The sequence below is a fragment of the Cupriavidus sp. 05T313 genome, assembly GCF_056396665.1.
In genome coordinates this window covers 1-23,210 of record NZ_JBFTLX010000149.1, presented here as the reverse complement: position 1 = coordinate 23,210, position 23,210 = coordinate 1, and the positions used below count along the sequence as shown (strand labels likewise).

The 23,210-nt window shown below is 63.1% G+C and carries 27 protein-coding genes and 1 pseudogene; 2 read left to right on the top strand and 26 right to left on the bottom strand.

Going from position 1 to position 23,210, the window contains the following annotated elements:
- The 23 genes and pseudogenes from AC1DKD_RS26995 to AC1DKD_RS26885 all read right to left on the bottom strand — a co-directional run.
- On the bottom strand, window positions 1-296 hold a 296-nt coding region (locus AC1DKD_RS26995; protein WP_477143911.1), incomplete at its 3' end, for a glycoside hydrolase family 3 N-terminal domain-containing protein.
- A complete protein-coding gene (gene acpS / locus AC1DKD_RS26990) occupies window positions 293-742 on the bottom strand; it encodes a holo-ACP synthase (RefSeq protein WP_441629832.1) in 450 nt (149 codons plus the stop codon). The genes acpS and AC1DKD_RS26995, both read right to left, overlap by 4 nt.
- Window positions 739-1,521 carry a pyridoxine 5'-phosphate synthase gene (gene pdxJ, locus AC1DKD_RS26985; protein ID WP_441629830.1) on the bottom strand — a complete coding sequence of 261 codons (783 nt, stop codon included), beginning with the start codon at window positions 1,519-1,521 and terminating at the stop codon, window positions 739-741. The genes acpS and pdxJ overlap by 4 nt, the downstream gene beginning before the upstream one ends.
- A gap of 31 nt (window positions 1,522-1,552) precedes the next feature.
- Complete coding sequence (recO, locus tag AC1DKD_RS26980) at window positions 1,553-2,431, bottom strand: DNA repair protein RecO (RefSeq protein ID WP_441629828.1); 879 nt, start codon at window positions 2,429-2,431, stop codon at window positions 1,553-1,555.
- The gene (gene era, locus AC1DKD_RS26975; RefSeq protein WP_045235575.1) at window positions 2,424-3,359 is read right to left on the bottom strand and encodes a GTPase Era; all 936 of its coding nucleotides are present in this window, start codon (window positions 3,357-3,359) and stop codon (window positions 2,424-2,426) included. The genes recO and era overlap by 8 nt, the downstream gene beginning before the upstream one ends.
- A complete protein-coding gene (rnc, locus tag AC1DKD_RS26970; protein ID WP_020205117.1) occupies window positions 3,356-4,126 on the bottom strand; it encodes a ribonuclease III in 771 nt (256 codons plus the stop codon). Before rnc ends, era begins: the two co-directional genes overlap by 4 nt.
- A 1-nt stretch (window position 4,127) precedes the next feature.
- Window positions 4,128-4,442 (bottom strand): DUF4845 domain-containing protein, encoded by a 315-nt coding sequence (locus AC1DKD_RS26965; protein WP_477143910.1) that lies wholly within the window; start codon window positions 4,440-4,442, stop codon window positions 4,128-4,130.
- Between the two features lie 141 nt (window positions 4,443-4,583).
- Window positions 4,584-5,483, bottom strand: coding sequence for a signal peptidase I (lepB, locus tag AC1DKD_RS26960; protein WP_477143909.1), 900 nt, complete (start codon window positions 5,481-5,483; stop codon window positions 4,584-4,586).
- A 70-nt stretch (window positions 5,484-5,553) separates the two neighbouring features.
- Window positions 5,554-7,135, bottom strand: a pseudogene (locus tag AC1DKD_RS26955) (elongation factor 4).
- Between the two features lie 209 nt (window positions 7,136-7,344).
- On the bottom strand, window positions 7,345-7,668 hold the full coding sequence (locus tag AC1DKD_RS26950) for a glutaredoxin family protein (RefSeq protein ID WP_441629821.1): 324 nt from the start codon (window positions 7,666-7,668) through the stop codon (window positions 7,345-7,347).
- A 10-nt stretch (window positions 7,669-7,678) separates the two neighbouring features.
- Window positions 7,679-9,148 carry a DegQ family serine endoprotease gene (locus AC1DKD_RS26945; RefSeq protein WP_441629819.1) on the bottom strand — a complete coding sequence of 490 codons (1,470 nt, stop codon included), beginning with the start codon at window positions 9,146-9,148 and terminating at the stop codon, window positions 7,679-7,681.
- Window positions 9,149-9,301: 153 nt separating this feature from the next.
- Window positions 9,302-10,375, bottom strand: a complete 1,074-nt coding sequence (locus AC1DKD_RS26940; protein ID WP_477102361.1) for a MucB/RseB C-terminal domain-containing protein — start codon at window positions 10,373-10,375, stop codon at window positions 9,302-9,304.
- Window positions 10,376-10,383: 8 nt separating this feature from the next.
- Window positions 10,384-11,013 carry a sigma-E factor negative regulatory protein gene (locus AC1DKD_RS26935; RefSeq protein WP_441629815.1) on the bottom strand — a complete coding sequence of 210 codons (630 nt, stop codon included), beginning with the start codon at window positions 11,011-11,013 and terminating at the stop codon, window positions 10,384-10,386.
- Between the two features lie 126 nt (window positions 11,014-11,139).
- Window positions 11,140-11,739 (bottom strand): RNA polymerase sigma factor RpoE, encoded by a 600-nt coding sequence (gene rpoE, locus AC1DKD_RS26930; protein ID WP_045235582.1) that lies wholly within the window; start codon window positions 11,737-11,739, stop codon window positions 11,140-11,142.
- A 129-nt stretch (window positions 11,740-11,868) separates the two neighbouring features.
- Window positions 11,869-12,324 (bottom strand): hypothetical protein, encoded by a 456-nt coding sequence (locus AC1DKD_RS26925; protein WP_441629813.1) that lies wholly within the window; start codon window positions 12,322-12,324, stop codon window positions 11,869-11,871.
- A gap of 64 nt (window positions 12,325-12,388) precedes the next feature.
- Window positions 12,389-13,621, bottom strand: coding sequence for a beta-ketoacyl-ACP synthase II (fabF, locus tag AC1DKD_RS26920; protein ID WP_477143908.1), 1,233 nt, complete (start codon window positions 13,619-13,621; stop codon window positions 12,389-12,391).
- 198 nt (window positions 13,622-13,819) lie between these two features.
- Window positions 13,820-14,059, bottom strand: a complete 240-nt coding sequence (acpP, locus tag AC1DKD_RS26915) for an acyl carrier protein (protein ID WP_008644813.1) — start codon at window positions 14,057-14,059, stop codon at window positions 13,820-13,822.
- Window positions 14,060-14,228: 169 nt separating this feature from the next.
- A complete protein-coding gene (gene fabG / locus AC1DKD_RS26910; protein WP_441629810.1) occupies window positions 14,229-14,978 on the bottom strand; it encodes a 3-oxoacyl-ACP reductase FabG in 750 nt (249 codons plus the stop codon).
- A gap of 15 nt (window positions 14,979-14,993) precedes the next feature.
- Entirely contained in the window at window positions 14,994-15,929 is a 936-nt protein-coding gene (fabD, locus tag AC1DKD_RS26905; protein WP_441629808.1) for an ACP S-malonyltransferase, read from the bottom strand.
- A gap of 72 nt (window positions 15,930-16,001) precedes the next feature.
- Complete coding sequence (locus tag AC1DKD_RS26900; RefSeq protein ID WP_477143907.1) at window positions 16,002-16,982, bottom strand: beta-ketoacyl-ACP synthase III; 981 nt, start codon at window positions 16,980-16,982, stop codon at window positions 16,002-16,004.
- Between the two features lie 59 nt (window positions 16,983-17,041).
- Window positions 17,042-18,118, bottom strand: a complete 1,077-nt coding sequence (plsX, locus tag AC1DKD_RS26895; protein ID WP_477143906.1) for a phosphate acyltransferase PlsX — start codon at window positions 18,116-18,118, stop codon at window positions 17,042-17,044.
- 323 nt (window positions 18,119-18,441) lie between these two features.
- Complete coding sequence (gene rpmF, locus AC1DKD_RS26890; RefSeq protein ID WP_045235589.1) at window positions 18,442-18,621, bottom strand: 50S ribosomal protein L32; 180 nt, start codon at window positions 18,619-18,621, stop codon at window positions 18,442-18,444.
- A 120-nt stretch (window positions 18,622-18,741) separates the two neighbouring features.
- Window positions 18,742-19,338 carry a YceD family protein gene (locus tag AC1DKD_RS26885; protein WP_441629801.1) on the bottom strand — a complete coding sequence of 199 codons (597 nt, stop codon included), beginning with the start codon at window positions 19,336-19,338 and terminating at the stop codon, window positions 18,742-18,744.
- Between the two features lie 226 nt (window positions 19,339-19,564).
- On the opposite strand from AC1DKD_RS26885, the gene AC1DKD_RS26880 reads away from it, so the two are divergent.
- A complete protein-coding gene (locus tag AC1DKD_RS26880; protein ID WP_441629799.1) occupies window positions 19,565-20,164 on the top strand; it encodes a Maf-like protein in 600 nt (199 codons plus the stop codon).
- A 51-nt stretch (window positions 20,165-20,215) separates the two neighbouring features.
- Window positions 20,216-20,947 carry an SAM-dependent methyltransferase gene (locus AC1DKD_RS26875; protein ID WP_477102357.1) on the top strand — a complete coding sequence of 244 codons (732 nt, stop codon included), beginning with the start codon at window positions 20,216-20,218 and terminating at the stop codon, window positions 20,945-20,947.
- A gap of 62 nt (window positions 20,948-21,009) precedes the next feature.
- On the opposite strand, the gene AC1DKD_RS26870 is transcribed toward AC1DKD_RS26875, so the two are convergent.
- Genes AC1DKD_RS26870 through AC1DKD_RS26860 form a run of 3 tightly spaced genes read right to left on the bottom strand, consistent with a single transcriptional unit; the run spans window position 21,010 to window position 23,208 of the window.
- Window positions 21,010-22,167, bottom strand: coding sequence for a S49 family peptidase (locus tag AC1DKD_RS26870; protein WP_428178781.1), 1,158 nt, complete (start codon window positions 22,165-22,167; stop codon window positions 21,010-21,012).
- A gap of 44 nt (window positions 22,168-22,211) precedes the next feature.
- The gene (locus tag AC1DKD_RS26865) at window positions 22,212-22,604 is read right to left on the bottom strand and encodes a Rieske (2Fe-2S) protein (protein ID WP_477143905.1); all 393 of its coding nucleotides are present in this window, start codon (window positions 22,602-22,604) and stop codon (window positions 22,212-22,214) included.
- Window positions 22,597-23,208 carry an HAD-IA family hydrolase gene (locus AC1DKD_RS26860; protein WP_477143904.1) on the bottom strand — a complete coding sequence of 204 codons (612 nt, stop codon included), beginning with the start codon at window positions 23,206-23,208 and terminating at the stop codon, window positions 22,597-22,599. Before AC1DKD_RS26860 ends, AC1DKD_RS26865 begins: the two co-directional genes overlap by 8 nt.
- Between the last annotated feature and the right edge of the window lie 2 nt (window positions 23,209-23,210).

Here is a 23,210-nt window from a genome sequence, read left to right as displayed (position 1 = left end):
CGGTCCCACAGCGCGCCCAGCCGGGCCATTGCGGGGAGGTGCGTGAAGCCGTCGGTCCTGCAGCGCTGCACCCGGCCGCCCTCATGATCGATGCAGATCAGCACGTCATCGCGCACGCCACGGATCTCGCGCGTCAGCGCCTGCAATTGCGAGCGCGACTCGAAGTTGCGCGCAAACAGGATCACGCCACCGGTCAGCGGGTGGGAAATGCGGCGGATATCGTCCGCATCGAGGTGCTTGCCTTTGACATCGAGTACAACCGGGCCCGGCCGTCTGCCGGAAATCTTCTTGATCATTTGAAATCTTCGCTAGGCTTGGGGGCGAGCGGCAGGCCGGCGCGGACGTCGGCACCGCCGGGCTCGGCGATCGCAAAGGCGACCGCATAATCGTGTTCGTCGCTGACGCTGACCCGGACCACGAGGCCGCGTTCCCGCAACCAGGTGTCGAGCTCGCCATGGCAATGCGCATAGGGCTCGCCGGAAGGCAGGTTCAGCAGTTCCATGGCACGCCAGGTCATCGGCCAGCGCATGCCCAGGCCGATGGCCTTGGAGAAGGCCTCCTTGGCGGCAAAGCGCGTCGCCAGGAACGCGAGCCCGCGCTTTTCGGAGCGCGCCTTGCGTGCATGGTACTTCTGGAGTTCCTGCGGCCCGAGCACCTTTTCCGCAAAACGTCCGCGCGTGCGCTCCATCACGCCCTGCACGCGGTCGATCTGGATGATGTCGGTACCGAGGCCGTAGATCACGCCGCGGCGTCCGGACGGGGATAGGTGGTGCCCAGGCGCGCCGCCACCATGATGGCTTTCATCTCGCGCACAGCATTCTGCCAGCCGACAAAGACCGCGTGGGCAACGATGGCGTGGCCAATATTCAACTCCTTGATGCCGTGCAGTGCCGCGACCGGCTGCACATTCGTGTAGTGCAGGCCGTGCCCGGCATTGACCACCAGCCCGAGCCGCACGCCCGCGTCGACGCCTTCGGCGACGCGGCGAAACTCGGCGGCCTGCTCCCCGGCGGAATGCGCGTCGGCATAGCGGCCGGTGTGCAGTTCCACCACCGGCGCGCCACACGCGGCGGCCGCTTCGATCTGGTCAGCCTGCGCATCGATGAAGAGCGAAACGCGGATGCCCGCATCGGCAAGCTGGCGGCAGGCAGCCTTGACCTGCTCGAAACGCCCGGCTACGTCCAACCCGCCCTCGGTGGTGACTTCCTCGCGCCGCTCGGGCACCAGGCAGACATCCTGCGGACGGATCGTGCAGGCGATGTCGAGCATTTCCTGGGTGATCGCGCACTCCAGGTTCATGCGCGTGGCCAGCAGCGGCCGCAGCGCATGCACGTCSGCGTCGCGGATATGGCGGCGRTCYTCGCGCAAGTGCAGSGTRATCAGGTCGGCGCCGGCCTGCTCGGCCTGCAGTGCTGCCTGGATCGGATCGGGATAGACCGTGCCGCGCGCATTGCGCAGCGTGGCCACGTGGTCGATATTGACGCCAAGGTCGATGACGCCGGGATGCGCGTGGAAAATCATGCGGGAGGGCTCGAAAGGCTCGGAGATATTCTCAGAGATAGTGCAAATCGATCAGGATCTGGCGCGTCTTCAACGGCGCGCCTTGCAGATAATAATGCAGCAGGAAGCGCATCAGCGCACGACTTTGCGTGACAGTTTGTGTCCGTCGATAGTCGTCCTGCGACATGTCGAGCAGCGTCTGCCCGGAAACCACCGGCCACGAGGACGGATCGCTGGCCTGCGCGCGGCGTACGCCACGCTCTGGCTGGTAGACATAGTCCTGCCCCGGCTCGACCGTCTCGCCCGAATTGGCGCATTCATCGAAGGCCACCGCAAAGCCGGTTTCCTGCAGCAGCACGCGCTCGAAGCCGCGCAGCACCAGGCCGGCCTGCTCGCCATGCGAAAGCCGGGTCAGCGTGGCCATGTACTGGCGGAACAGGGCAACGTGCGCATCTTCGCGGGCGCAGAAACGCAGCAGCAGTTCGTTGAGATAGAACCCCGAGAGCAAGGCGTCGCTGGCCAGCGGCAGCATGCCGCCGACCCACTCCGCGCGCGTCAGTGTCTTGACTTCGCCACGGCCGCTCCAGGACAGCGAGATCGGCTGAAAATGCTGAAGCACCGGGCGCAGCGCCGAATGCGGCCGCTTGGCGCCCTTGGCCACCATGGCCACGCGGCCGTAATCGCGCGTGAACACGTCGAGGATCAGGCTGGTCTCGCGGTAGGGCCAGGCGTGCAGCACGAAGCCGGGCTGGTTGGCCACGCGCAGTTCGGTGCGCGCCGGCACGATGCGCAGCGCGCGATCCATCATCGCGCGCTGCTCGGCCACTTCCATGCCGGGCACGGCATGGCTGTCCAGCAGTTCGGCCGCTTCTTCCACCACCGGGTCTGTGCGGCGGGCCTTCAAGGCAGGCCCGCCAGCTCTGTCACTCATAGCCGTAGGCGCGCAATCCAGCTTCGTTGTCGGCCCAGCCGCTCTTTACCTTGATAAACATTTCCAGGTAAACCTTGCCGTCGAACAGCTTCTCCATGTCGATGCGGGCTTCGGTGGAAATGGTCTTGAGCTTGGCACCCTTGTTGCCGATGATCATGGCCTTGTGCCCGTCGCGCTCGACGAGGATGGTGGCGAAGATGCGCCGCAGCCGGCCTTCCGTCTCGAACTTTTCGATGATGACCGTGCTGGTGTACGGCAATTCATCGCCGGTCCAGCGGAACACCTTCTCGCGGATGATCTCGGAGGCCATGAAGCGCTCGCTGCGATCGGTCATGGAGTCGGCGTCATACATCGGCTCGCCTTCCGGCAGGTACGGCCGGATGATCGCCAGCAGACGCTCGATGTGGTCTTGCGTCTTGGCCGACATCGGCACCACTTCCGCGAATTGGAACTGGTGGCCCATCTTTTCCAGGAAGGGCATCATCACCTCGGCCCGGTCCGCGCCAAGGCGATCGAGTTTGTTGGTGACCAGCAGCACCGGCACCTTCTTCGGCAACAGCGAAAGCACCTTCTCGTCGTCGGCGCCGTAGTAGCCGGCTTCCACGACGAACAGCACCAGGTCCACCGACGACAGCGTCGAGGTGACCGCGCGGTTCAGCGAGCGGTTCAGCGCGCTGGCATGGCGCGTCTGGAAGCCCGGCGTATCGACGAACACATACTGGGCATCCTCGGTAGTCTGAATGCCGACAATGCGATGGCGCGTGGTCTGTGCCTTGCGCGAGGTGATGCTGATCTTCTGACCAACCAGCGCATTCATCAGGGTGGACTTGCCGACGTTGGGACGCCCGACAATGGCCACGGTGCCGCAGCGGAACGCCGCGGATGGGGTACCCGCGGCGGCTTGCCGCGGATCGGTAGATTCGGTCATTCCTTCAACCTGAGAGACAACTGGGGATCGGGTGGCACCGGTTGCTTGCGCGTCTTGCCGGTGCGCTCGGCCCGGCTGCGCTTGAGCAACTGGGGCACGAGCTTCTGCACCTCGTCGAGCGCCAGCTTGGCGGCGGCCTGTTCGGCGGCACGGCGCGACGCGCCGGTACCGAACACCCGCACTTCCAGTTTAGGCACGGTGCACTCGACTTCAAACTGCTGGTTATGCGCGGCGCCATGTGTGGCGATCACGTTATATTGCGGCAGGGCTATCTTGTGGCCTTGCAGGTACTCCTGCAGCAGCGTCTTGGCATCCTTGCCCAGCGTGCGCGGATCGACCTGCTCGAGGATGGGGATATAAAGCTTGCGGATCAGCGTGCGCGCCCCCTCGAAGCCGGCATCGAGGAAGACGGCGCCGACGATCGCTTCCAGCGCATCGGCCAGGATCGACGGGCGGCGGAAACCGCCGCTCTTCAGTTCCCCCTCGCCCAGGCGCAGCGCCTCGGACAATTGCAGCATCTGCGCAATTTCATACAGCGCCTGCTGCTTGACCAGGTTGGCGCGCACGCGGGACAGGTCGCCTTCGTCGAGCTTGCTGAACATGCCGTACAGCATGTCGGCCACGGCACAGTTCAGCACCGAATCGCCGAGGAATTCCAGGCGTTCGTTGTGCAAGGCACTGTGGCTGCGGTGCGTCAGCGCCTGCTGCAGCAATTCTGGCTTGCTGAAGCGGTAGCCGAGGCGTTGCTGCAAGGCGTCGAGGTTCATGTCAGTACTGCGTTCCCGAATAGGTAATCAAAAGGCTCAGAGGACCGTATAACGGCACTTCGTTACGGTAGGAAAACCCCACCGACCGGATCCCGCCATTGTCATCTTCATTGATATCCAGATCGTCGCTGCGCACAGCGGTGATACGGTCGATCTGCGCCTGCTTGTTGAAATAATCGGCCACTTCGCGCTTGCTGGATGCCTGTTGCTTGGCATAACTGATGGCGCGCTTGACCGAGAAATACTCCAGCAGGCTTGGGATCGCCCTGACCGCCGGGATTACGATACCCCCCACGACCAGTATGACGATCAGCAAGCTGCCGAGGGAGAATCCACGCGGCTTGCTGCGTCCCGACAAACGTGCCCGCCCCCTGACTGCCCCAACCACTCGACCCGATTGACCCATGTTGCGCTTTCCCTCGCTTGACTGGAGTGATTTATACGCATCGCGGGAGGCTTACTTGAACGCCCCCACGCGTCCGATATTGCCGAGGTTCATCCAGATCAGGAATGCCCTGCCGACAATATTCTGATCGGGCACGAAGCCCCAGTAACGTGAATCCAGGCTGTTRTCMCGGTTRTCGCCCATSACRAAATAGTGSCCTTSCGGCACTTTRCACGTYASSCCYTGCTGATTGTAAGTGCAGTTYTCGYGGAACGGGAAATCSGGATCCATGCCGGAAATATAGGCTGGCCTGTCGGCATCATTGAGGATACCGTGCTCCGGGCCGTCGGGCAGCTTCTCGCGGAAGTGCTTCGAATACGAAAGCCGTTCTTCGTCCAGGTAGTCAGGCAGCGGGCTGTACTCCGCTGGCTTGCCGTTGATGGTCAGGCGCTTGTTCTGGTAGCTCACCACATCGCCCGGCACTCCGATCACACGCTTGATGTAATCGAGCGACTGGTCCTTCGGGTAGCGGAACACCATCACGTCGCCGCGCTGGGGGTCGCCGACCGAGATGATCTTCTTGTTCACCACCGGCAGGCGGATGCCGTAGTCGTACTTGTTGACCAGGATGAAGTCGCCGATCAGCAGCGTCGGGATCATCGAGCCAGACGGGATCTTGAACGGCTCGACCACGAAGGAGCGCAGCACGAACACGGCCAGGATCACCGGGAAGAAACTTGCCGAATATTCCAGCCACCATGGCTGGCGCAGCTTTTCCTCCGCCAGGCGGCTACGCGAGGTATCGACCTCGCCAGCGCCATAGCGCCCCTGCAGATCGGTACGGCGCGCATCGAACTCCGCCAGCGCGGACTGTGCGGAAAGCCGCCGTTGCTTCTCGAACACCAGTTTGTCGGCCACCCAGGCAACGCCCGTGATAACCACCAGCACAAAAAGGATCAGTGCAAAATTCATGACGGCTAGATCTTCGTGTTGTTTTGTTAGAGTCCGCTTCGCCAGCCGGCGAGAGCCGGCCTCCGCCAGCTTACTTGTCGCCTACCTGCAGGATTGCCAGGAAAGCCTCCTGGGGGATCTCGACCGTACCCACCTGCTTCATGCGCTTCTTACCCGCTTTTTGCTTCTCGAGCAGCTTCTTCTTGCGCGAGATATCGCCGCCGTAGCACTTGGCGAGCACGTTCTTGCGCAGCGCCTTGACGTTCTCGCGCGCGATGATGTTGGCGCCGATCGTGGCCTGGATGGCTACGTCATACATCTGGCGCGGGATGATCTCGCGCATCTTCGATACCACTTCGCGGCCACGGTACTGCGAATTGCTGCGGTGAACGATCACCGACAGCGCGTCGACCTTGTCACCGTTGATCAGGATGTCCACCTTGACCACGTCGGCGGCGCGATATTCCTTGAACTCGTAATCCATCGAGGCATAGCCGCGCGACACCGATTTCAGGCGGTCGAAGAAATCCATGACGATTTCCGCCATCGGAATCTCGTACGTGAGCTGCACCTGCTTGCCGTGGTAGCTCATGTTGATCTGCGWGCCGCGCTTYTGCGTGCASAGCGTGATCACGGAGCCRACGTAGTCCTGCGGCATGTACAGGTTGACGGTGACGATGGGCTCTAGGATATTCTCGATACGGCTCGGATCCGGCATCTTGGCGGGGTTTTCCACCGTCAGCATGGTGCCGTCACGCATCTGCACCTGGTACACCACCGTCGGCGCGGTGGTGATGAGGTCCATGTCGAACTCGCGTTCCAGGCGCTCCTGCACGATTTCCATGTGCAACAGGCCCAGGAAGCCGCAGCGGAAGCCGAAGCCGAGTGCCTGAGACACTTCAGGCTCGTACTGCAACGATGCGTCGTTGAGCTTGAGCTTTTCCAGGGATTCGCGCAGTGCTTCGTACTGGTTGGATTCCACCGGATACAGGCCCGCGAACACGTACCTTGTCCTTGGGCTTGAGGGTGCCGTTGACCACGCGCACCAGCATCACCACGCCAACGTAGTTGTCGAACCACGAGTCGATGATCAGGGCCTGCAACGGTGCGCCCGCGTCGCCCTTGGGCGGCGGCACGCGGGCGATCATCGCCTCGATCACGTCCTGCACGCCCAGGCCGGTCTTGGCCGAGCACGGCGTGGCATCCTGGGCGTCGATCCCGATCACTTCCTCGATCTCGCGGATCGCGTTCTCCGGATCGGCCGACGGCAGGTCGATCTTGTTGAGCACCGGCACCACTTCCACGCCGAGTTCGATCGCGGTGTAGCAGTTGGCGACAGTCTGCGCCTCCACGCCCTGGGAAGCATCGACCACCAGCAGCGCGCCTTCGCAGGCGGACAGAGAGCGGCTCACTTCATAGCTGAAGTCGACGTGCCCCGGCGTGTCGATCAGGTTGAGGTTGTAGATCTTGCCGTCGCGCGCCTTGTAGCTGAGCGCCGCGGTCTGGGCCTTGATGGTGATGCCGCGCTCCTTCTCGATGTCCATCGAGTCGAGCACCTGCGCCTCCATCTCGCGATCGGACAGGCCTCCGCAGAGTTGAATGATGCGGTCGGCCAGGGTCGATTTACCGTGGTCGATGTGGGCGATGATCGAGAAGTTGCGGATATGGTCCATCTGATGTTCAGGGGTGCGCCAGTTCGGGCCAGGAGGTGCCCGCATGGGCACGCCTGGCGGCGCAGCAATTATGAACGACCTGGAACTGGCGCCTTGTCGGGCGGGCCCCGCTCCGGTCGCAGGTTGGTGACGCGGACTTTGCGCCAAACTGCAATTTTACCGTATTTTCAAGGACTTCCGTATTGCGAAATGGGCGGCGGATCAAGCCATCACACCACGCCATGCCCCGCAGGGCGCACTTGCGCGCCTTCGACCGGCCGTTCGTCCACTCGCGGGGCCGCATGTGCGGCGAACCACGCTTTCACCCGACTTTCGTCGAGAAAGTAGTGGCACAGTTCCTCGCCAGGGGTAGCCGGGGCCCCAACCATCAGCACAGGCACAAGTTCGCCGAAGCGCGCTTCGGTCGCGGGATCGGTATCCACGTCCACCTCGTGCAGGACAAAGGAAAAATCGCGCCGGAGCGGTTCCAGCGCGATTTTCATGTCTTCGCACAGATGGCAATACCCCCTGCCATACAGTGTGAGATCGGCCATGGCGAGCCGATCAGCGCGAGGACGTTGCGCCCGGACGCAAGGTCAGCACCTGGGTGGCATCGCCGCGGCGGACGAACACAGCGGCAATCTTCGCCTTGTCCAGCCCCTTGACCAGTTCATTGAACTGGCGCGGGCTGGTCACGTCGTTATCGCCCAGCCGCAGGATGATGTCGCCCGGGCGAATGCCGGCACGCATCGCCGGCCCGTCGGACTGCTCGACCTCCACGCCCGACTTGATCTTGAGTTCCTTCAGCTTTGCATCGGGAATTTCGTTGACGATCAGGCCGAGTGCATTGGGCTTGGCCGCCGGCGCGGCGCCGTCGTCGCGCGGTGTATTGCCGCCACGGGTGCGCACCTTGGCATCGGCGTCGAGTTCGGCCACGGTGATCGAAACTTCCCGCGTCGCGCCCTTGCGCCACAGCTGCAGCGGTACGCGCGTGCCCGGCTTGATATCGCCGACCATGCGCGGCAGGTCGGACGCCTTCTCGATGTCACGGCCGTTGAACTTGAGGATGATGTCACCGGCTTCGATCCCCGCCTTCTCGGCAGGGCCTCCGGGTTCGACGCTACCCACCAGCGCGCCCCGGGCTCGGCCCAGGCCGAGCGAGTCGGCGACTTCCTTGGTGACATCGCCGATCGCAACCGCGATACGCCCGCGCGTCACCTTGCCGGTCGCCTTGAGCTGCTCGGTGACACGCATGGCCTCGTCGATCGGGATGGCGAAGGAGATGCCCATATAGCCCCCGCTGCGGCTATAGATCTGGGAATTGATGCCGATGACCTCGCCGCGCAGGTTGATCAGCGGGCCACCCGAGTTACCTGGATTAACCGCCACATCGGTCTGGATAAACGGCAGGTAGTCTCCGGTATCGCGCCCCTTGGCCGACACAATGCCGGCCGTCACGGTGTTGTCGAGGCCAAATGGCGAGCCGATCGCCAGCACCCATTCGCCGGCGCGGACCTTGTCCGAATCGCCGAGCGTGAGCTTGGGCAAGCCGGTCGCGTCGACCTTGAGCAACGCTACGTCGGTACGCTTGTCCGAGCCGATCAGCTTCGCCTTGAACTCTCGCTTGTCGGGCAGCGTGACATAGATGGTTTCCGCATCCGCCACAACATGAGCATTTGTCATCACATAGCCATCCTGGCTGATGACAAAACCGGACCCCACGCCACGGCTCTGCTCCTCGCCCTGCGGCCCCTGCGGCCCTTGCGGCGGCTGGCCGCGGCGCGGGGTGCCCGGAGGCGTGGGCGCGCCCGGCATGGGCACACCAAAGAAACGGCGGAAGAACTCTGCCATCTCGTCGTCTTCGCTGCCGGGAGTACCGCGCGCGCGAACGCGCTCGGTGGTGCGGATATTCACGACGGCCGGGCCGGCTTTTTCCACCAGATCGGTGAAATCGGGCAGGTTATAGGACGGCGCGGCCGCCTGTGCATGGCTCAGCTCGGCGACAAATGGCGCAAAAGCGAGAATGGCAGCCATGAGCACGGTCCGAGCCAAGGCTGGAGATCTTGGTGACATCGTCGACTCCCGGGAGATCAGCGAAACGAGGAAAAAAGCTTGGGCAGCGTGCGCAGCGGACTGGCGGCGGATGCAGGGCGGCGTTCTCGCCGCCCCTCCACGCAGCAATCCGGCTTAGTGGCCCTTCGGTGGTTTGTATTCTACCGCCGAGGCAAACAGCCTTACTGTGGCCGGCGGGACTTCGCCCACCACGGTGATCCAGAAATCGGCCACACGGCGCACCACGACCTGGGTAGCACCGAGCGAAGCCACGCCTTCGCGGCGCACGCGCTGCTCGGAAACCGGCTCGATAAATACGGACAAACCGGTCAAGCCATCGCTGTAGACGATCTGGAGCACTTCGAAGACGTTCCCGCGCGGGTTGGCCTGTGGTGCGCGCAGCTCCCCAAGTGGCCGGCGAACCTCGCGGATCTTCATGAACCCTTTGACCGGGATCCCGATGCTCCAGCCCTCGTCGGCAATATTGGCAGGCTGGTTGGTCACCTCATAGTGGTTCCAGGCGCCGGAATTCTTGATGGCAGTGAGGATGCGCTGCTTTTCGGAAGGCACTCCGATCTCGACTTGCGAGAAAGCCACCTGCTCCAGCACCTTGCCGCCCTCGCCCAGGGTCTGGGCGCGCATCAGCAGGCCGGAATTCTTCTCGGCCCAAAGACGCACGGCATAGCGCGCGGCGTCATGCGGCTCTAGCGAGAACACTTCGCACTCAACGCCGGCCACGCGCTCGCCGGGAAGCTTGCGCATATCGTAGATATCCAGCACATCGCTCTTGTTGGTGGCCAGGAGGGCCGGGAAACGATCCTTGGCTTCCTGCTTTTCCACCACCACCAGTTTGGCCTCGGGAATCAGGCTGTGCACGATATCGTTCTGGCGCAGCACCTCGCGCGGCTTGCCGTCGAGCGTCTCAAGCCGTTCGTACTCGTTGTTGACGAGGTCGCTATAGTGCTGAATGCGCGACGCATGCATCACGCTGCCGCGCTGATAAATCAGCGTGCCAACATAATTCTCGCGCTGTGCCGCGCGGTGGATCTTGTTGAGCCAGGCCGTTGCGTCGCGACGGGCCAGCGTATTGTCCGGCGGCTGCGCAGTTGCTGCAGCCGCAGTCAGACACAAGGCCAGAAAAAAGGACCTGCGAAGGGCCCTAATTCTGTGTGCGCCCGCTACGTTGGCGGGCGACCATCCTTTATGCATGTCCGGCATTATTCCTGCGAATTGTCCTGAGAGAAGTTTGCGCTGTTGGCAACGGTGCGCATCGTGGGCACTACCGCATCAGTTGCAACCGATACGCGGTGGGCACGCAGATATTCGTCCAGACGCGGATCGCGGATCATTTGCGCGCTGTCCGCGGACACGGTCACGATGCCGCCGGCCTTGGGCACGGCGGGTTGCTCTACGCGTGCCACCACGGCATCCGGCGTACCGAGGTCGGCGGAACCGCGCATCTGCGGCACCACCACCCAGCTGACGGCCGCCACCGCGGCAGCGATGGCCGTACCCGGCATCACGCGGCGCACCCACGACGGCTTGAAGAGCATGCGATGTGCTCCCGACGCCTTCGCGACCGCGGGCACCAGCACATGCGGTTCGCTGTCGAGACGGGCGGAAAACCGGGAGAGAAAATCATCGGTCGAGCCGGCATGCGTCAGTTCTTCCGAACGCAGGGCATCGCCAATCAGTTGATAGGAGGTCCAGCTCGCCATGCCCGCCCCGCTCTTCGCGAGATCCAACACAGCGCTTACTTCGTGCGGCGCCAGCTCGCCATCCATCAGCACGGAAATCTGCTCCGCCGCTTCCACTACATGAACCGACTGCTTGTGAGCCTGACCCATTTCCCACCCCTAGAAAAACCATTGAACACCGACAATCCCGTCCACTGCCTTGTCGTTTATCGATGCAGGAATAGGCTGCAACGCTGGCCGCACGACATTTTCTTTACCACTGACGACGGCTGACTACTACCATCGTTTGCCCTCTGCCGTTCCCAGCAGCGGACGCAATTTCTCGGCAATCGCCTCGCGCGCCCGGAAGATGCGCGACCGGACGGTGCCGATCGGGCACCCCATGGCTTCCGCGATCTCCTCGTAGCTGAGGCCTTCGATCTCGCGAAGGGTGATGGCGGTGCGCAATTCCTCGGGCAGTGCTTCCATCGCGCGGTTGACCGTCTCGGCCACCTGGCGGGTATGGAGCATCGACTCCGGCGTATTGATATCTCTTAGTTGCTCACCGTCCGCAAAAGTTTCAGCCTCTTCGGCATCGATATCACTGGAGGCCTCCGGCCGGCGCCCCTGGGTCGCCAGATAGTTCTTCGCGGTGTTCACCGCAATCCGGTACAACCAGGTGTAGAACGCCGACTCGCCGCGAAACTGGGGCAAGGCACGATACGCCTTGATAAAGGCGTCCTGTGCCACATCCTCCACTTCGGCCGAATCCCGCACCAAACGCGAAATGAGCCTGATGATCTTGCGGTGGTATTTCACCACCAACAATTCAAAGGCCCGCTTATCGCCTTGCTGGACGCGCTCAACGAGGAGCTGATCGGCTTCGCGTTCGCTCACGAATATTTCACCTGCAGTGTATCTCTTGGTATCGTCTTCACGACAAACGTTGTATTTTACCTACGTAGCTCGGCGCACGGTCAGTGCGGTGCAACGCATATTGTGATGGATGCTCGAAACAGCCGCGCATCAACTGGCCTCGCCTGTCGCCTGGCAGTCACGCTGCGCAACGCGGAGAGTACGTCTGAGCGCCCGCAAGGCGCCGGTGTCCACGAGCACACGGCTGACCACCAGCACCCGAGGGGGATGTCCGGTCACCGGTTCCAGGGCGAGCACCAGGGCCAACTCGCCCAATTCCCAACTGGACTCGACACGCGCCACCGCGCGGCGGCCATCCGGCAAGCCAACAAGGATGCCTGGCCGGCCCGTGCGATCCCGTCCTTGCGCCAGGCCGTCGTAGGTACACGCGGCGCCGCACCAAAGTGCGTGCCAGTGCCATGTGAGCCAACCGCACAACGCAGCGATGCCGAGCAGCGCCAGCCATTGCGGCAAACTCCAGCCTTGCGCAGACCGCCCCAGTTCGTGCATCCCTTGCCGGGCAAGCAACGCGAACGTTGCGAGCTCGCAGGCAAGAAACAGCGCCAAAACCCACCGCAAAGGATGGGCCTTGACTGAACTCCATGGTGTCGCCACCCGGCGCACGCCGGGTTCAGGCGCGCCGGAAGACAAGCGTGCCGTTGGTGCCGCCGAAGCCGAAGTTATTCTTCACCGCCACATCGATCTTCAGGTCGCGTGCCGTGTTAGCCACGTAATCCAGGTCGCACTCGGGATCCTGGTTGAAGATATTGATGGTCGGCGGCGACACCTGGTGGTGCAGCGCCAGTACGGTGAACACCGACTCGAGGCCGCCGGCGCCGCCCAACAGGTGGCCGGTCATCGACTTCGTTGAATTGACCGCCACCTTGTAAGCGTGATCGCCAAGGGCAAGCTTGATGGCTTCGCTCTCGTTCTTGTCGCCCAACGGAGTCGAGGTACCGTGCGCATTCAGATAACCGACTTCGTCCGCATTGACGCCAGCGTCCTTGAGGGCGTTGACCATGCAGCGGCGCGGGCCATCCATATTGGGTGCCGTCATGTGGTAAGCGTCGCCACTCATGCCGAAGCCAATCAGCTCSGCATAGATCYTGGCGCCACGTGCCTTGGCCGACTCRTACTCYTCGAGCATSAYCACRCCGGCACCCTCGCCCAGCACGAARCCRTCGCGRTCCTTGTCCCACGGGCGGGACGCGGCAGCGGGGTCGTCGTTGCGGGTCGACAGCGCGCGTGCCGCGGCGAAACCGCCGATGCCGAGCGGCGACACCGTGGATTCCGCGCCGCCGGCCAGCATGACGTCCGCATCGCCCGCCTGGATCAGCCGGGCCGCCAGGCCGATGCTGTGCAGGCCGGTGGTGCAAGCCGTTACCGCGGCCAGGTTGGGGCCCTTGAGTCCATGGATGATGGACAGGTGGCCCGAGATCATGTTGATGATCGAGCCTGGCACGAAGAACGGGGAGATCCGGCGCGGACCACGATTGGTCAGCTCGGCGTGGGTGTCCTCGATCATCGGCAGGCCGCCGATGCCCGAGCCAACGAGCACGCCGATGCGCTCTGCATTGGCTTCGGTCACTTCGTAGCCGCTATCCTTCAGCGCCTGCGAGCCCGCTGCGATGCCATAGTGGATGAACGTATCCATATGGCGGGCTTCCTTGGCCGGGATGTAATCCTCGGCATTGAAGCCCTTCACTTCGCCGGCAAAATGCACGGCAAGCGCGGAATGATCGAATTTGGTAACGGTGGCGATGCCAGACTTGCCGGCAACCAGGTTGGCCCAGCCTTCGGCAACCGTGTTTCCGACCGGAGACACAAGGCCAAGCCCAGTGACGACGACGCGACGACGGCTCACTATGATTTCCTACGGGTACGTGAAGCAGAACTGGAAAATGAATCGGAACTGGCCAACGGCCGGCGCCGGGCTACGCCGATGCCGGCGTAGCCGTACCAATTGTGCTTCTTCGAACARACGAAAGCCACAGAAAACAGCGCGGTGAGCCCATGGGCCTCGCGCCTGCCTTCTGTGGCTCGGAATTCAGATACGACAGGCTCAGGCCTTGACGTGTGCGGTGGCGTAATCGATTGCCTGTTGCACGGTCGTGATCTTTTCGGCTTCCTCATCGGGAATTTCCATGCCGAATTCATCTTCCAACGCCATCACGAGTTCAACCGTGTCGAGCGAATCCGCGCCCAGGTCGTTCACGAACGAGGATTCGTTCTTGATGTCTGCCTCGGCGACGCCGAGTTGTTCTGCCACGATTTTCTTGACGCGTTGTTCGATATTGTCCATGTAACCCTCCAGGGAAGTTCGACAAAAAGTGGGCGCATTTTAGCAGGTTTGGGCCACAAAAATGCCCCCTGCCGTCTATTGCAAGAACAGCGCCCGATCAGTTTTAAAAATAACCACTTCGCGCGGCTTTTGTCGGCTTCTCCTTCGAACCCGACACCACGCAAGGCGATCAATTCATGTACATGCCACCATTCACATGGAGCGTCGTACCTGTAATGTAGGCCGCTTGAGGGCCCGCCAGGAAGGCGACCGCATGCGCGATATCTTCCGGCTGCCCGAGACGGCCCAGGGGAATCTGGGTCTTCAGTGCCGCATGCTGCTCATCCGACAGGACCTTGGTCATGTCGGTGTCGATAAAGCCAGGCGCCACGCAGTTCACAGTCACGTTCCGGCTGCCGATTTCGCGCGCCAGTGCGCGGCTCATGCCTTCGACGCCGGCCTTGGCGGCCGCATAGTTCATTTGCCCGGGGTTGCCCGTCGAGCCGACCACCGAGGTGATATTGATGATACGGCCGCCGCGCGCCTTCATCATCGGGCGCAGCACGGCGCGCGACAAGCGGAACACCGCCGTCATGTTGGTCTCGACAACCGCGCTCCAGTCGTCGTCTTTCATGCGCATGGCGAGTTGGTCCTGGGTAATACCGGCGTTGTTCACCAGAATACCGAGGCTGCCATGCGTCTTGACGAGTTCGTCGATCAGCGCTTCGGAAGCCGCCGCATCATTGACGTTGAGCACGGCTCCGCGGCCCTTGCCGCCGGCTGCCGCCAGGTATTCGCTGATCGCGGCGGCCCCCGCCTCGCTGGTGGCGGTACCGACCACCGTGGCGCCCTGGGCGGCCAGCTCCAGCGCGATGGCGCGGCCGATTCCGCGCGATGCGCCGGTCACCAGCGCGACCTGGTTTTCCAGAAATTTCGTCATTGCCTTGGTCCTTATTTACTTCAGCAGCGCCAGCGTGTCCTGCAGGGAGGCCGGATCGAAGATCGCCCCGCCCACCAGGTTGCCGTCGATGCGCTTGGTCATGCCCGCCAGCACTTTGCCCGGACCGCACTCGATCACGTGGGTCACGCCCTCGGCTGCAATCTTCTGCACGCATTCGACCCAGCGCACCGGAGCTGCCGCCTGGCGAACCAGCGCGTCCTTGATGGCTTCCGGATCATTGACGATGGCCACGTCAACGTTGTTGACCAGCGGAATGGACGGTGCGGCGAACGTCATGCCCGCCATGCGCTCACGCAGGCGGTCCGAAGCAGGCTTGAGCAGCGAAGAATGGAACGGCGCCGAAACCGGCAGCGGCAGCGCACGCTTGGCGCCGCGCGCCTTGGCCATTTCACAGGCCTTTTCCACAGCGGCCTTGTTGCCGGCGATCACCACCTGCGAAGGCGCGTTGAAGTTCACCGCCTCGACCACGCCGGCTCCTGCAGCCGACGCCTCGGCGCAGGCCGCGCGCACGTCGTCGTCGGACAGACCAAGGATGGCTGCCATGCCGCCCTCGCCCACCGGCACGGCTTCTTGCATGGCCTGCGCGCGAAAACGCACCAACGGCACCGCATCGGCAAAGGAAATCACCCCGGCAGCCACCAGTGCGGAGTATTCACCCAGGCTATGGCCGGCGACCAGGGCAGGCGCTGCACCGCCAGCGTCGAGCCAGGCACGGTAAATGGCCACCGCGGCGGTCAACATGACCGGCTGCGTGTTGGTCGTGAGGTTAAGTTCCTCGGCCGGGCCCTCGGCGATCAGGTGGCCCAGGTCCTGGCCGAGTGCCGCGGACGCCTCGTCCAGAGTGGCTCGGACTACCGCATTGTCGGCGAATGCATTGAGCATCCCGACTGCCTGCGAGCCCTGCCCTGGGAATACAAAGGAGAATTTCATCGCAATCGAATCGTAAAGATGGATACCGCAGGACCGGCGCGACGAAACAACATCGCGGCGCCGGCCCGGATTTTACATGCGCAGCAGTACCGCGCCCCAGGTGAAGCCCCCGCCCACGCCTTCCATCAGCACGTGGTGTCCCGCGCCGATGCGGCCATCGCGCACCGCCACATCGAGTGCCAGGGGGATCGAGGCGGCCGACGTATTGCCGTGCTCGTGCACCGTCGCCACCATGCGCTCGGCCGGCAGGCCAAGCTTCCTGGCGGTGCTTTGCATGATGCGGATATTGGCCTGGTGCGGGATCAGCCAGTCTACTTTTTCGGGCGGGAACTGCGCGCCGGCGAGCGCTTCGCGCGCCACCTTGTCGAGCACCGTGACCGCGAGCTTGAACACTGCCTGGCCGTCCATATGCAGGAACGGGTTGCCGGTGATATTGCCGCCCGAGACATTGCCCGGCACGCAGAGGATGTCCACGTGGCTACCGTCGGAGTGCATTGCCGAAGACAGGATGCCGGGCTCCTCGGAAGCCGACAGCACSACCGCGCCGGCGCCGTCGCCGAACAGCACGCAGGTGGTGCGGTCGTTAAAGTCTAGAATGCGCGAGAACACTTCCGAGCCAATCACCAGCGCATTGCGGTGCGAACCGCTACGGATGAATTTTTCGGCGGTGGCCAGCGCATAGACAAAACCGGAGCACACCGCCTGCAGGTCGAACGCCGCGCAGTTGTTGGTGATGCCAAGCTTCTGCTGCACCAGGCAGGCGGTGCTGGGGAAGACGAAATCGGGTGTGGAAGTGGCAACGATGATCAGGTCGATGCTCTGGCGATCGATGCCGGCAGCTTCCAGCGCACGCTCCGCCGCCTTGACGGYGAGGTCGCTGCTGGTGACATCCGGCTCGGCCCAATGGCGGGCCGAGATGCCACTGCGCGAAAAGATCCATTCGTCGCTGGTCTCGATGCCCTTCTCAGCCAGTTGCGCCGCGATATCTTGGTTAGTGACGCGCCGCGGAGGCAAATAGCTCCCGGTCCCGATGATTTTTGCGTAGCTTGTCATGTAATGTCGGATCGATCGTCTGGCCGCGGGTCGTCGCCCGCGGCATCTACATCAAGACCTCAGGCGGCGTGCGGGCTTGGACTGGAATCCTCGGCGCCTGACTGCGGGCCGGTAGCCGGAGTGCTGTTACCTGACTTGTTGGCGAAAGCCTGAATGGTGCGTTCGATCACACCATTCCTGGCCGCATCATACCCGCGTTTGATAGCCCACTCAAAAGCGTGCGCGTCGGCGGAACCATGACTTTTGATGACCAGCCCGCGCAGACCGAGCAGGGAAGCGCCGTTGTAGCGCGCCGGGTCCAGGCGCCGGGACAACCGCTTGAGCACCGGCAAAGCCAGGACCGCCAGCAGCTTGGTGAACCACGAACGCGTGAATTCTTCCTTGATCATGTTGGCGATCATCTTGGCCAGCCCTTCGCTGCTCTTCAGCGCGACGTTGYCGACGAAGCCATCGCACACGACGATATCGGTGGTGCCCTTGAAGATGTCGTTGCCTTCCACGTTGCCGTAGAAGTTGAGTTCCGAAGCGCGCAGCAGTTCGCCGGCACGCTTCACCACATCGTTGCCCTTGATCACTTCCTCGCCAATGTTCAGCAGGCCGACGCTGGGACGTTCCTTATGATCCACCACGGMMACCATGGCCTCYGCCATGCGSGCGAAYTGSAGCAGGTGCYCSGGCTCGCARTCGGCGTTGGCRCCSAGRTCGAGCACCGTGGTGCCCCAGCCCTGCTCATTGGGAATGGTGGTGGCAATCGCCGGACGCTCGATGCCCTCGAGCGTCTTGAGCACATAGCGCGACACCGCCATCAGCGCTCCGGTATTGCCCGCCGAGATGCAGGCGCCCGCCAGGCCCTCTTTCACCTGGGTCACGGCCACGCGCATGGAAGAGTCTTTCTTCCTGCGCAGCGCCACCTCGACCGGGTCATCCATGGTGATGACCTCAGTCGCGGTYACGATGCGCACACGGGGGTGATCAAGCGCGTGCAACTTCTTTAGCTGAGRCTCGATGCTTTCCCGCAAGCCGACCAGCACCACTTCGGCGTCGCTATGGCTGGAGAGAAAACTGATCGCCGCTGGTACCGTCACAGAGACACCGTGATCGCCACCCATGCAGTCGATAGCTAGTTTGATCGTCATTGTTTCCTGGTGCAGAAGCGCTTGTCGGCGTGACGTTAAGACCTGGCTCCCTGGCCGGAGGCATCGCCCTGACCGGCCGGCGGCAACCCGACCGCCTCCCGGAGCGCTCGACGGCGGGCGAGATCTGACGCCCCTCCGGCCGCCGTACATGGCCTCGGCCAGGCACTCGGCTTGAGCAAGCGGCGCAAGTCGGCCTGGTGGAAGCCTGCGCTACGGCTTGCGCTGCGAGCGCGCAACAAAAAAGCGGCAACGATTTTGCCGCTTTTTTGTTTTTGACCTACCAACGTGCGCGTACGAGACGCAAAGTCACGCCGAACGATCTGTCAGTCGTTCTTGGTCTTGATGACCTTGCGGCCACGATAGTAGCCGTTCGGGCTCACGTGGTGACGCAGGTGGGTCTCGCCCGTGGTCGGCTCCACTGCCAGCGCTGCCGCCGTCAGATGGTCGTGCGAGCGATGCATGCCGCGCTTGGAGGGCGACTTCTTGTTCTGTTGAACTGCCATGATGACTCCTTCGAGAATTTTTCAATGGTAACACACGCATCCCGCACGAGGCGTAGCCGGGCCCGGCCGGATGCTGATCCTGGTGCCTTGAACTCGCTGCCCGATGCCGGCGAACCGGCTTCAGTGCTTCGTTTTCAGGCCGGCCAGCGCCGCAAAGGGCGAAGGCCGTTTTTCTTCTTCCAGCGGGACCTCGGCTTCAGGTTCCGCCTGTCCGTCCACCCCGGTCACAAGGCTTTCGTGAACCGTGGGGCAAACGTCATGCTTGGGAGCTACCGGCAAGGCCAGCAGCACTTCATCTTCAATCAGCGTCAGCAGGTCGAAGCGCCGGGAACCGACGATCACATCAATCTCGTCGTCGTCCATGGGTGCCGCGTCGGCCTCTTCCTCGCTGGCGACCACCTCGAAGCACATGTCCGTGGCGATCGCCTGAGCATAGATCCCCAGGCAACGCTGACAATCCAGCCACACCTGGCCATTCACGGTCAGGTCGACGTAAAGGTGCTGCGTTGCCGGCGTACCGGGTTCGCTCGCTTCTTCCTCGACAAAGCCGGTGAGCGAGTAGCTGAAGACCTCGTCCGGCGCCGACACTGGCGCATGCGCGGCGGTCTCGGCTATGATGCGCGGCAAATCGCGCGCCGCGACTTCGCCGGTGGCTTCGCCACCAGCGCGGCAAAATGCGAAGAGATCGAGCGCGCGCGGGTCAATCGGCTGGGTCATGTCTTATCGTGCCGTCTTGCCGGGGCATCCCGGGCATCGCGGTTTCGACCGCTGTTTCGACGCATACACCATCGAAACGTGACCCGGGCGCCGCACAAAACCGGTATACACACGGATTTGCGCCGGACTTGCTTGGCTAAACGCGAGATTATACGTCGATTTTTCTGCCGCGGTCAAAATTTTGGAAGACGGCCATACGCCGCTTTCCCTTTTCGCTCAACTACTTATGTCGCAATCCTCCCGCCCCACCCTGATCCTAGGCTCCAGTTCGCCGTATCGCCGCGAATTGCTGCAGCGCCTGCGCATCCCTTTCGAGGTAGCGACGCCGGACATCGACGAAAGCCCGCTGACCGGCGAAAGCCCGGAAGCCACGGCCCTGCGGCTCTCTCGCGGCAAGGCCCAGGCCATTGCCGAACGGCATCCAGGCGCGCTGGTCATTGGCTCCGATCAAGTGGCCACGCTGGATGGCAGGCAAATCGGCAAACCCGGTTCGCACGCGCAGGCACTGGCACAATTGCAGTTGATGCGAGGCCGTACCGTCACTTTCCATTCCGCACTGTGCCTGCTTGACGGCCGCAACGGTGAAGCCCAGCTAGCGGATGTCCAGACCCGCGCCACCTTCCGTGAGCTTCCCGACCACGAACTGGACGCCTACCTACGCATCGAGCGCCCCTACGACGTGGCGGGCAGCGCAAAATCCGAAGGCCTGGGCATCGCCCTGCTCTCGCACATGGAATCGGACGATCCCACCGCGCTGGTAGGCTTGCCGCTAATTGCACTGACGACCATGCTGCGCCAGGCCGGCTACCCCTTTTTCCTGGACTAAGCTCTCAGCCGGCGCGCGCCGACAACACAGACGAAACACGAGAACCCAAGCATGAGCGGCATCCTATATTTGATCCCCAACACCCTGGGAAAGCGCGACGAGACGGATCCCCTGCCGGACGTGATTCCGGCGGGCGTTCAGCAAATCGCCGCGGGGCTGGATTACCTGGTGGCGGAAAACGCCAAGACAGCTCGCGCTTTTCTGAAGAAGCTGGGCGAGACCTGCCCGCTGGCCAGGCCGATCCAGCAGATCGAGATTCGCGAACTCAACGTCAACACGCGCGACGGCGCCCTGGCCGACCTGCTGGCCCCGATCCGCGCGGGCCGCGACGGTGGCCTGCTATCCGAAGCCGGCGTGCCGGCGGTGGCCGATCCCGGCGCCAACCTGGTGCGGCTGGCCCATGCCAAAGGTGTGCGCGTACGGCCGCTGGTTGGGCCGAGCTCGATCCTGCTGGCCGTGATGGCGTCCGGCCTGAACGGCCAGAGCTTTGCCTTCAACGGCTACCTGCCGGTGGACGCTGGCGAACGCGCCAGGCGGCTGCGCGAACTGGAGCAGCTTTCACGCAAGGCACACCAGACCCAGGTCTGGATCGAGACACCCTACCGCAATGGCCCCCTGCTTGAAGCCATGCGCCAGCATTGCGCCGGCACCAGCCTGCTGTCGATCGCGGTGGACCTGACCTTGCCGAGCGAAACGATCGTAACCCTGCCGATTTCCGATTGGCGTCCTGAGCGGCTGGAACTGAACAGACGGCCGGCCATCTTCTCGCTGCTGGCGGCCTGAAGACAAGGCGGAGAAACGAAATGTGGGGCGCAAGCGCCCCACATTTCTTGCGGTAGGTCCGATTAGCGAATGGCTTGCACGTGCGAGCCAAACAACATGGTCTTCATCGCCGCCGTACCCATCGCCGCGCCGAAGCGCTTGGCTACCCGCTCCGCGATGTTCTCCTTGACGGTGTAGTCCACAATGTCCTCGGCCTTGAACAGATCCCGCGCCACGTAGTCGGCGTTGCCCAGCCCGTCGGCCAGGCCCAACTCGACACTGCGCTCGCCGGACCAGAACAAGCCGGAGAAAAGATCCGGGTCCTCCTTCAGGCGATCGCCACGACCTTCCTTGACCACATCGATGAACTGCTGATGGATCTGCTTGAGCATGGTCTCGGCAAATTGTTTCTGCCTCGGCACTTGCGGCGAGAAGGGATCGAGCATGCCCTTGTTGGCGCCGGAGGTGTAAAGCCGGCGTTCCACGCCAAGCTTGTCCATCAGGCCGGTGAAGCCGAAACCATCCATCAGCACGCCGATCGAACCCACGATGCTGGCCTTGTCGACATAAATCTTGTCCGCCGCCGCCGCCACGTAGTAACCGCCCGAGGCRCAGATTTCCTCCACCACTACGTAAAACGGCTTGGACGGATAGAGGGTCCGCAGGCGGCGGATTTCATCGTTGATCATGCCGGCCTGTACCGGTGAGCCGCCCGGAGAATTGATCTTCAGGATGATGCCCGCGGCATTGGTGTCGGCGAATGCAGCCTGCAAGGCGGCGTTGATCGATTCAGCGCTGGCTGGCGTACCGGCGGCGATCTCGCCGTCGAGCGACACCATTGCCGTATGGCGGCCACTAGTGGCGATGCCGCCGTCGCCCTTGAAGTCGAAAATGGTGAAGAAGAGCAGCGCCAGCAGGGCTAACCCGACAAAACGGAAAAAGATCCGCCACCGACGCGCGGCACGCTGCTCGCGCAAGGTCGCCATCAGCACCTTTTCCAGCACATCCCGCTCCCAGCCCGTGCCAGTCGGGACTGGCCCGACTTCGCGGCCGGCCAGGCGCTCCTTGCGCTGGCTGGCTTCTTTTTGTGTGGCCGCATCCCCGGCGCGCAAGTCTTGCTCCAACGGAAAATCAGCCTGGGAAGCGGTCTCCAGCCGATCCTCCGCCCCGGCGCTGGTAGGAGCAGCCGGATCCGGCGTCTTGCCAGACTCGTCCTGAGGCGGTTTTTGCTGTTCAGTCATGCAGTTGGCTCTTGATTAGGAATAGGTCGGCGTCTGCTTGCCGGCTAGCCAGCGGGGACTTCGTATGGGCTTTCCGGGAACCAGTACACATTGCCGTCATGTTCCTCGACGCGCAGCTTCGACAACGAAGCGCCCCGGCAAGGCCCACCCAGGCACAAGCCACTGTCCGGCGCATAAAYCGCGCCATGTGTCGCGCACATCAAGTATAGGCCCGMGSAMTCGAAAAACTGYCCCTCCTGCCAATCGAGCTCCATCGGCACGTGGGCGCACTGGTTCAGGTAGCCATGGACACCGCCCCCGAAGCGCACGACAAACGCGCCAACAGGACGGCCACCCATTTCGACCATGAAGCGCACCCCGGCGCCGCCTTCAGCCAGGTCTTCAGTTGCGCATAAGCGGCGCTGCCCGGACATGCCGGCAACCGCCGCGTCAGGCATGTGTCAACAGCCAGTCTTGCAGATCGGCGATCGAGGATGCGCAATGCAGCGGCGCCATTGCACGCAAGGCGTCCGCCGGGTGGGCACCATAGCCGACACCGATCCCTGCCGCGCCGGCATTGGCCGCCATCTGCAGGTCATGGGTAGTATCACCAATCATGACCGTGCGCTCCATATCCTGCCCCAGTTCCCTGGCCAGCTCTTGCAGCATGGCCGGGTGAGGCTTGGAAAAGGTTTCGTCCGCGCAGCGCGTACCGTCGAACAGACGGACCAGGCCGGTAGCCTCCAGGGCGCGCTGCAGGCCAACGCGGGTCTTGCCCGTTGCCACGCCAAGAAAATAGTGCTCTGCGTGCAATGCCTCCAGCATCTCGCGAACCCCATCGAACAGCACCAGTTCCGCGTCGCGGGTCAGGAAGTGGAAGCGATAGCGCTCTGCCAGCTTGGGATAGTCAGCGGGATCGAGCGTGGGCACCGCATAGGACAGCGCATCCTTGAGCCCCAGCCCGATCACATGGCTGGCCGCGCTGTCGTCGGGTACCGGCAGGCCAAGGTCGCGGCTGGCTAGCTGGATGCACTTGGCGATGGTCGGGGTGGAATCCATCAGGG

Excerpts from the sequence above, each read along its gene's own strand:
- rpmF (WP_045235589.1), bottom strand. The coding sequence starts at position 18,621 with ATGGCAGTTCAACAGAACAAGAAGTCGCCCTCCAAGCGCGGCATGCAT.
- recO (WP_441629828.1), bottom strand. The coding sequence starts at position 2,431 with ATGAGTGACAGAGCTGGCGGGCCTGCCTTGAAGGCCCGCCGCACAGAC.
- AC1DKD_RS26945 (WP_441629819.1), bottom strand. The coding sequence starts at position 9,148 with ATGGCTGCCATTCTCGCTTTTGCGCCATTTGTCGCCGAGCTGAGCCAT.
- fabG (WP_441629810.1), bottom strand. The coding sequence starts at position 14,978 with ATGACGAAATTTCTGGAAAACCAGGTCGCGCTGGTGACCGGCGCATCG.
- AC1DKD_RS26950 (WP_441629821.1), bottom strand. The coding sequence starts at position 7,668 with ATGGCCGATCTCACACTGTATGGCAGGGGGTATTGCCATCTGTGCGAA.
- era (WP_045235575.1), bottom strand. The coding sequence starts at position 3,359 with ATGACCGAATCTACCGATCCGCGGCAAGCCGCCGCGGGTACCCCATCC.
- AC1DKD_RS26885 (WP_441629801.1), bottom strand. The coding sequence starts at position 19,338 with ATGACCCAGCCGATTGACCCGCGCGCGCTCGATCTCTTCGCATTTTGC.
- AC1DKD_RS26940 (WP_477102361.1), bottom strand. The coding sequence starts at position 10,375 with ATGCATAAAGGATGGTCGCCCGCCAACGTAGCGGGCGCACACAGAATT.
- acpP (WP_008644813.1), bottom strand. The coding sequence starts at position 14,059 with ATGGACAATATCGAACAACGCGTCAAGAAAATCGTGGCAGAACAACTC.
- AC1DKD_RS26875 (WP_477102357.1), top strand. The coding sequence starts at position 20,216 with ATGAGCGGCATCCTATATTTGATCCCCAACACCCTGGGAAAGCGCGAC.
- AC1DKD_RS26880 (WP_441629799.1), top strand. The coding sequence starts at position 19,565 with ATGTCGCAATCCTCCCGCCCCACCCTGATCCTAGGCTCCAGTTCGCCG.
- fabD (WP_441629808.1), bottom strand. The coding sequence starts at position 15,929 with ATGAAATTCTCCTTTGTATTCCCAGGGCAGGGCTCGCAGGCAGTCGGG.
- AC1DKD_RS26935 (WP_441629815.1), bottom strand. The coding sequence starts at position 11,013 with ATGGGTCAGGCTCACAAGCAGTCGGTTCATGTAGTGGAAGCGGCGGAG.
- rnc (WP_020205117.1), bottom strand. The coding sequence starts at position 4,126 with ATGAACCTCGACGCCTTGCAGCAACGCCTCGGCTACCGCTTCAGCAAG.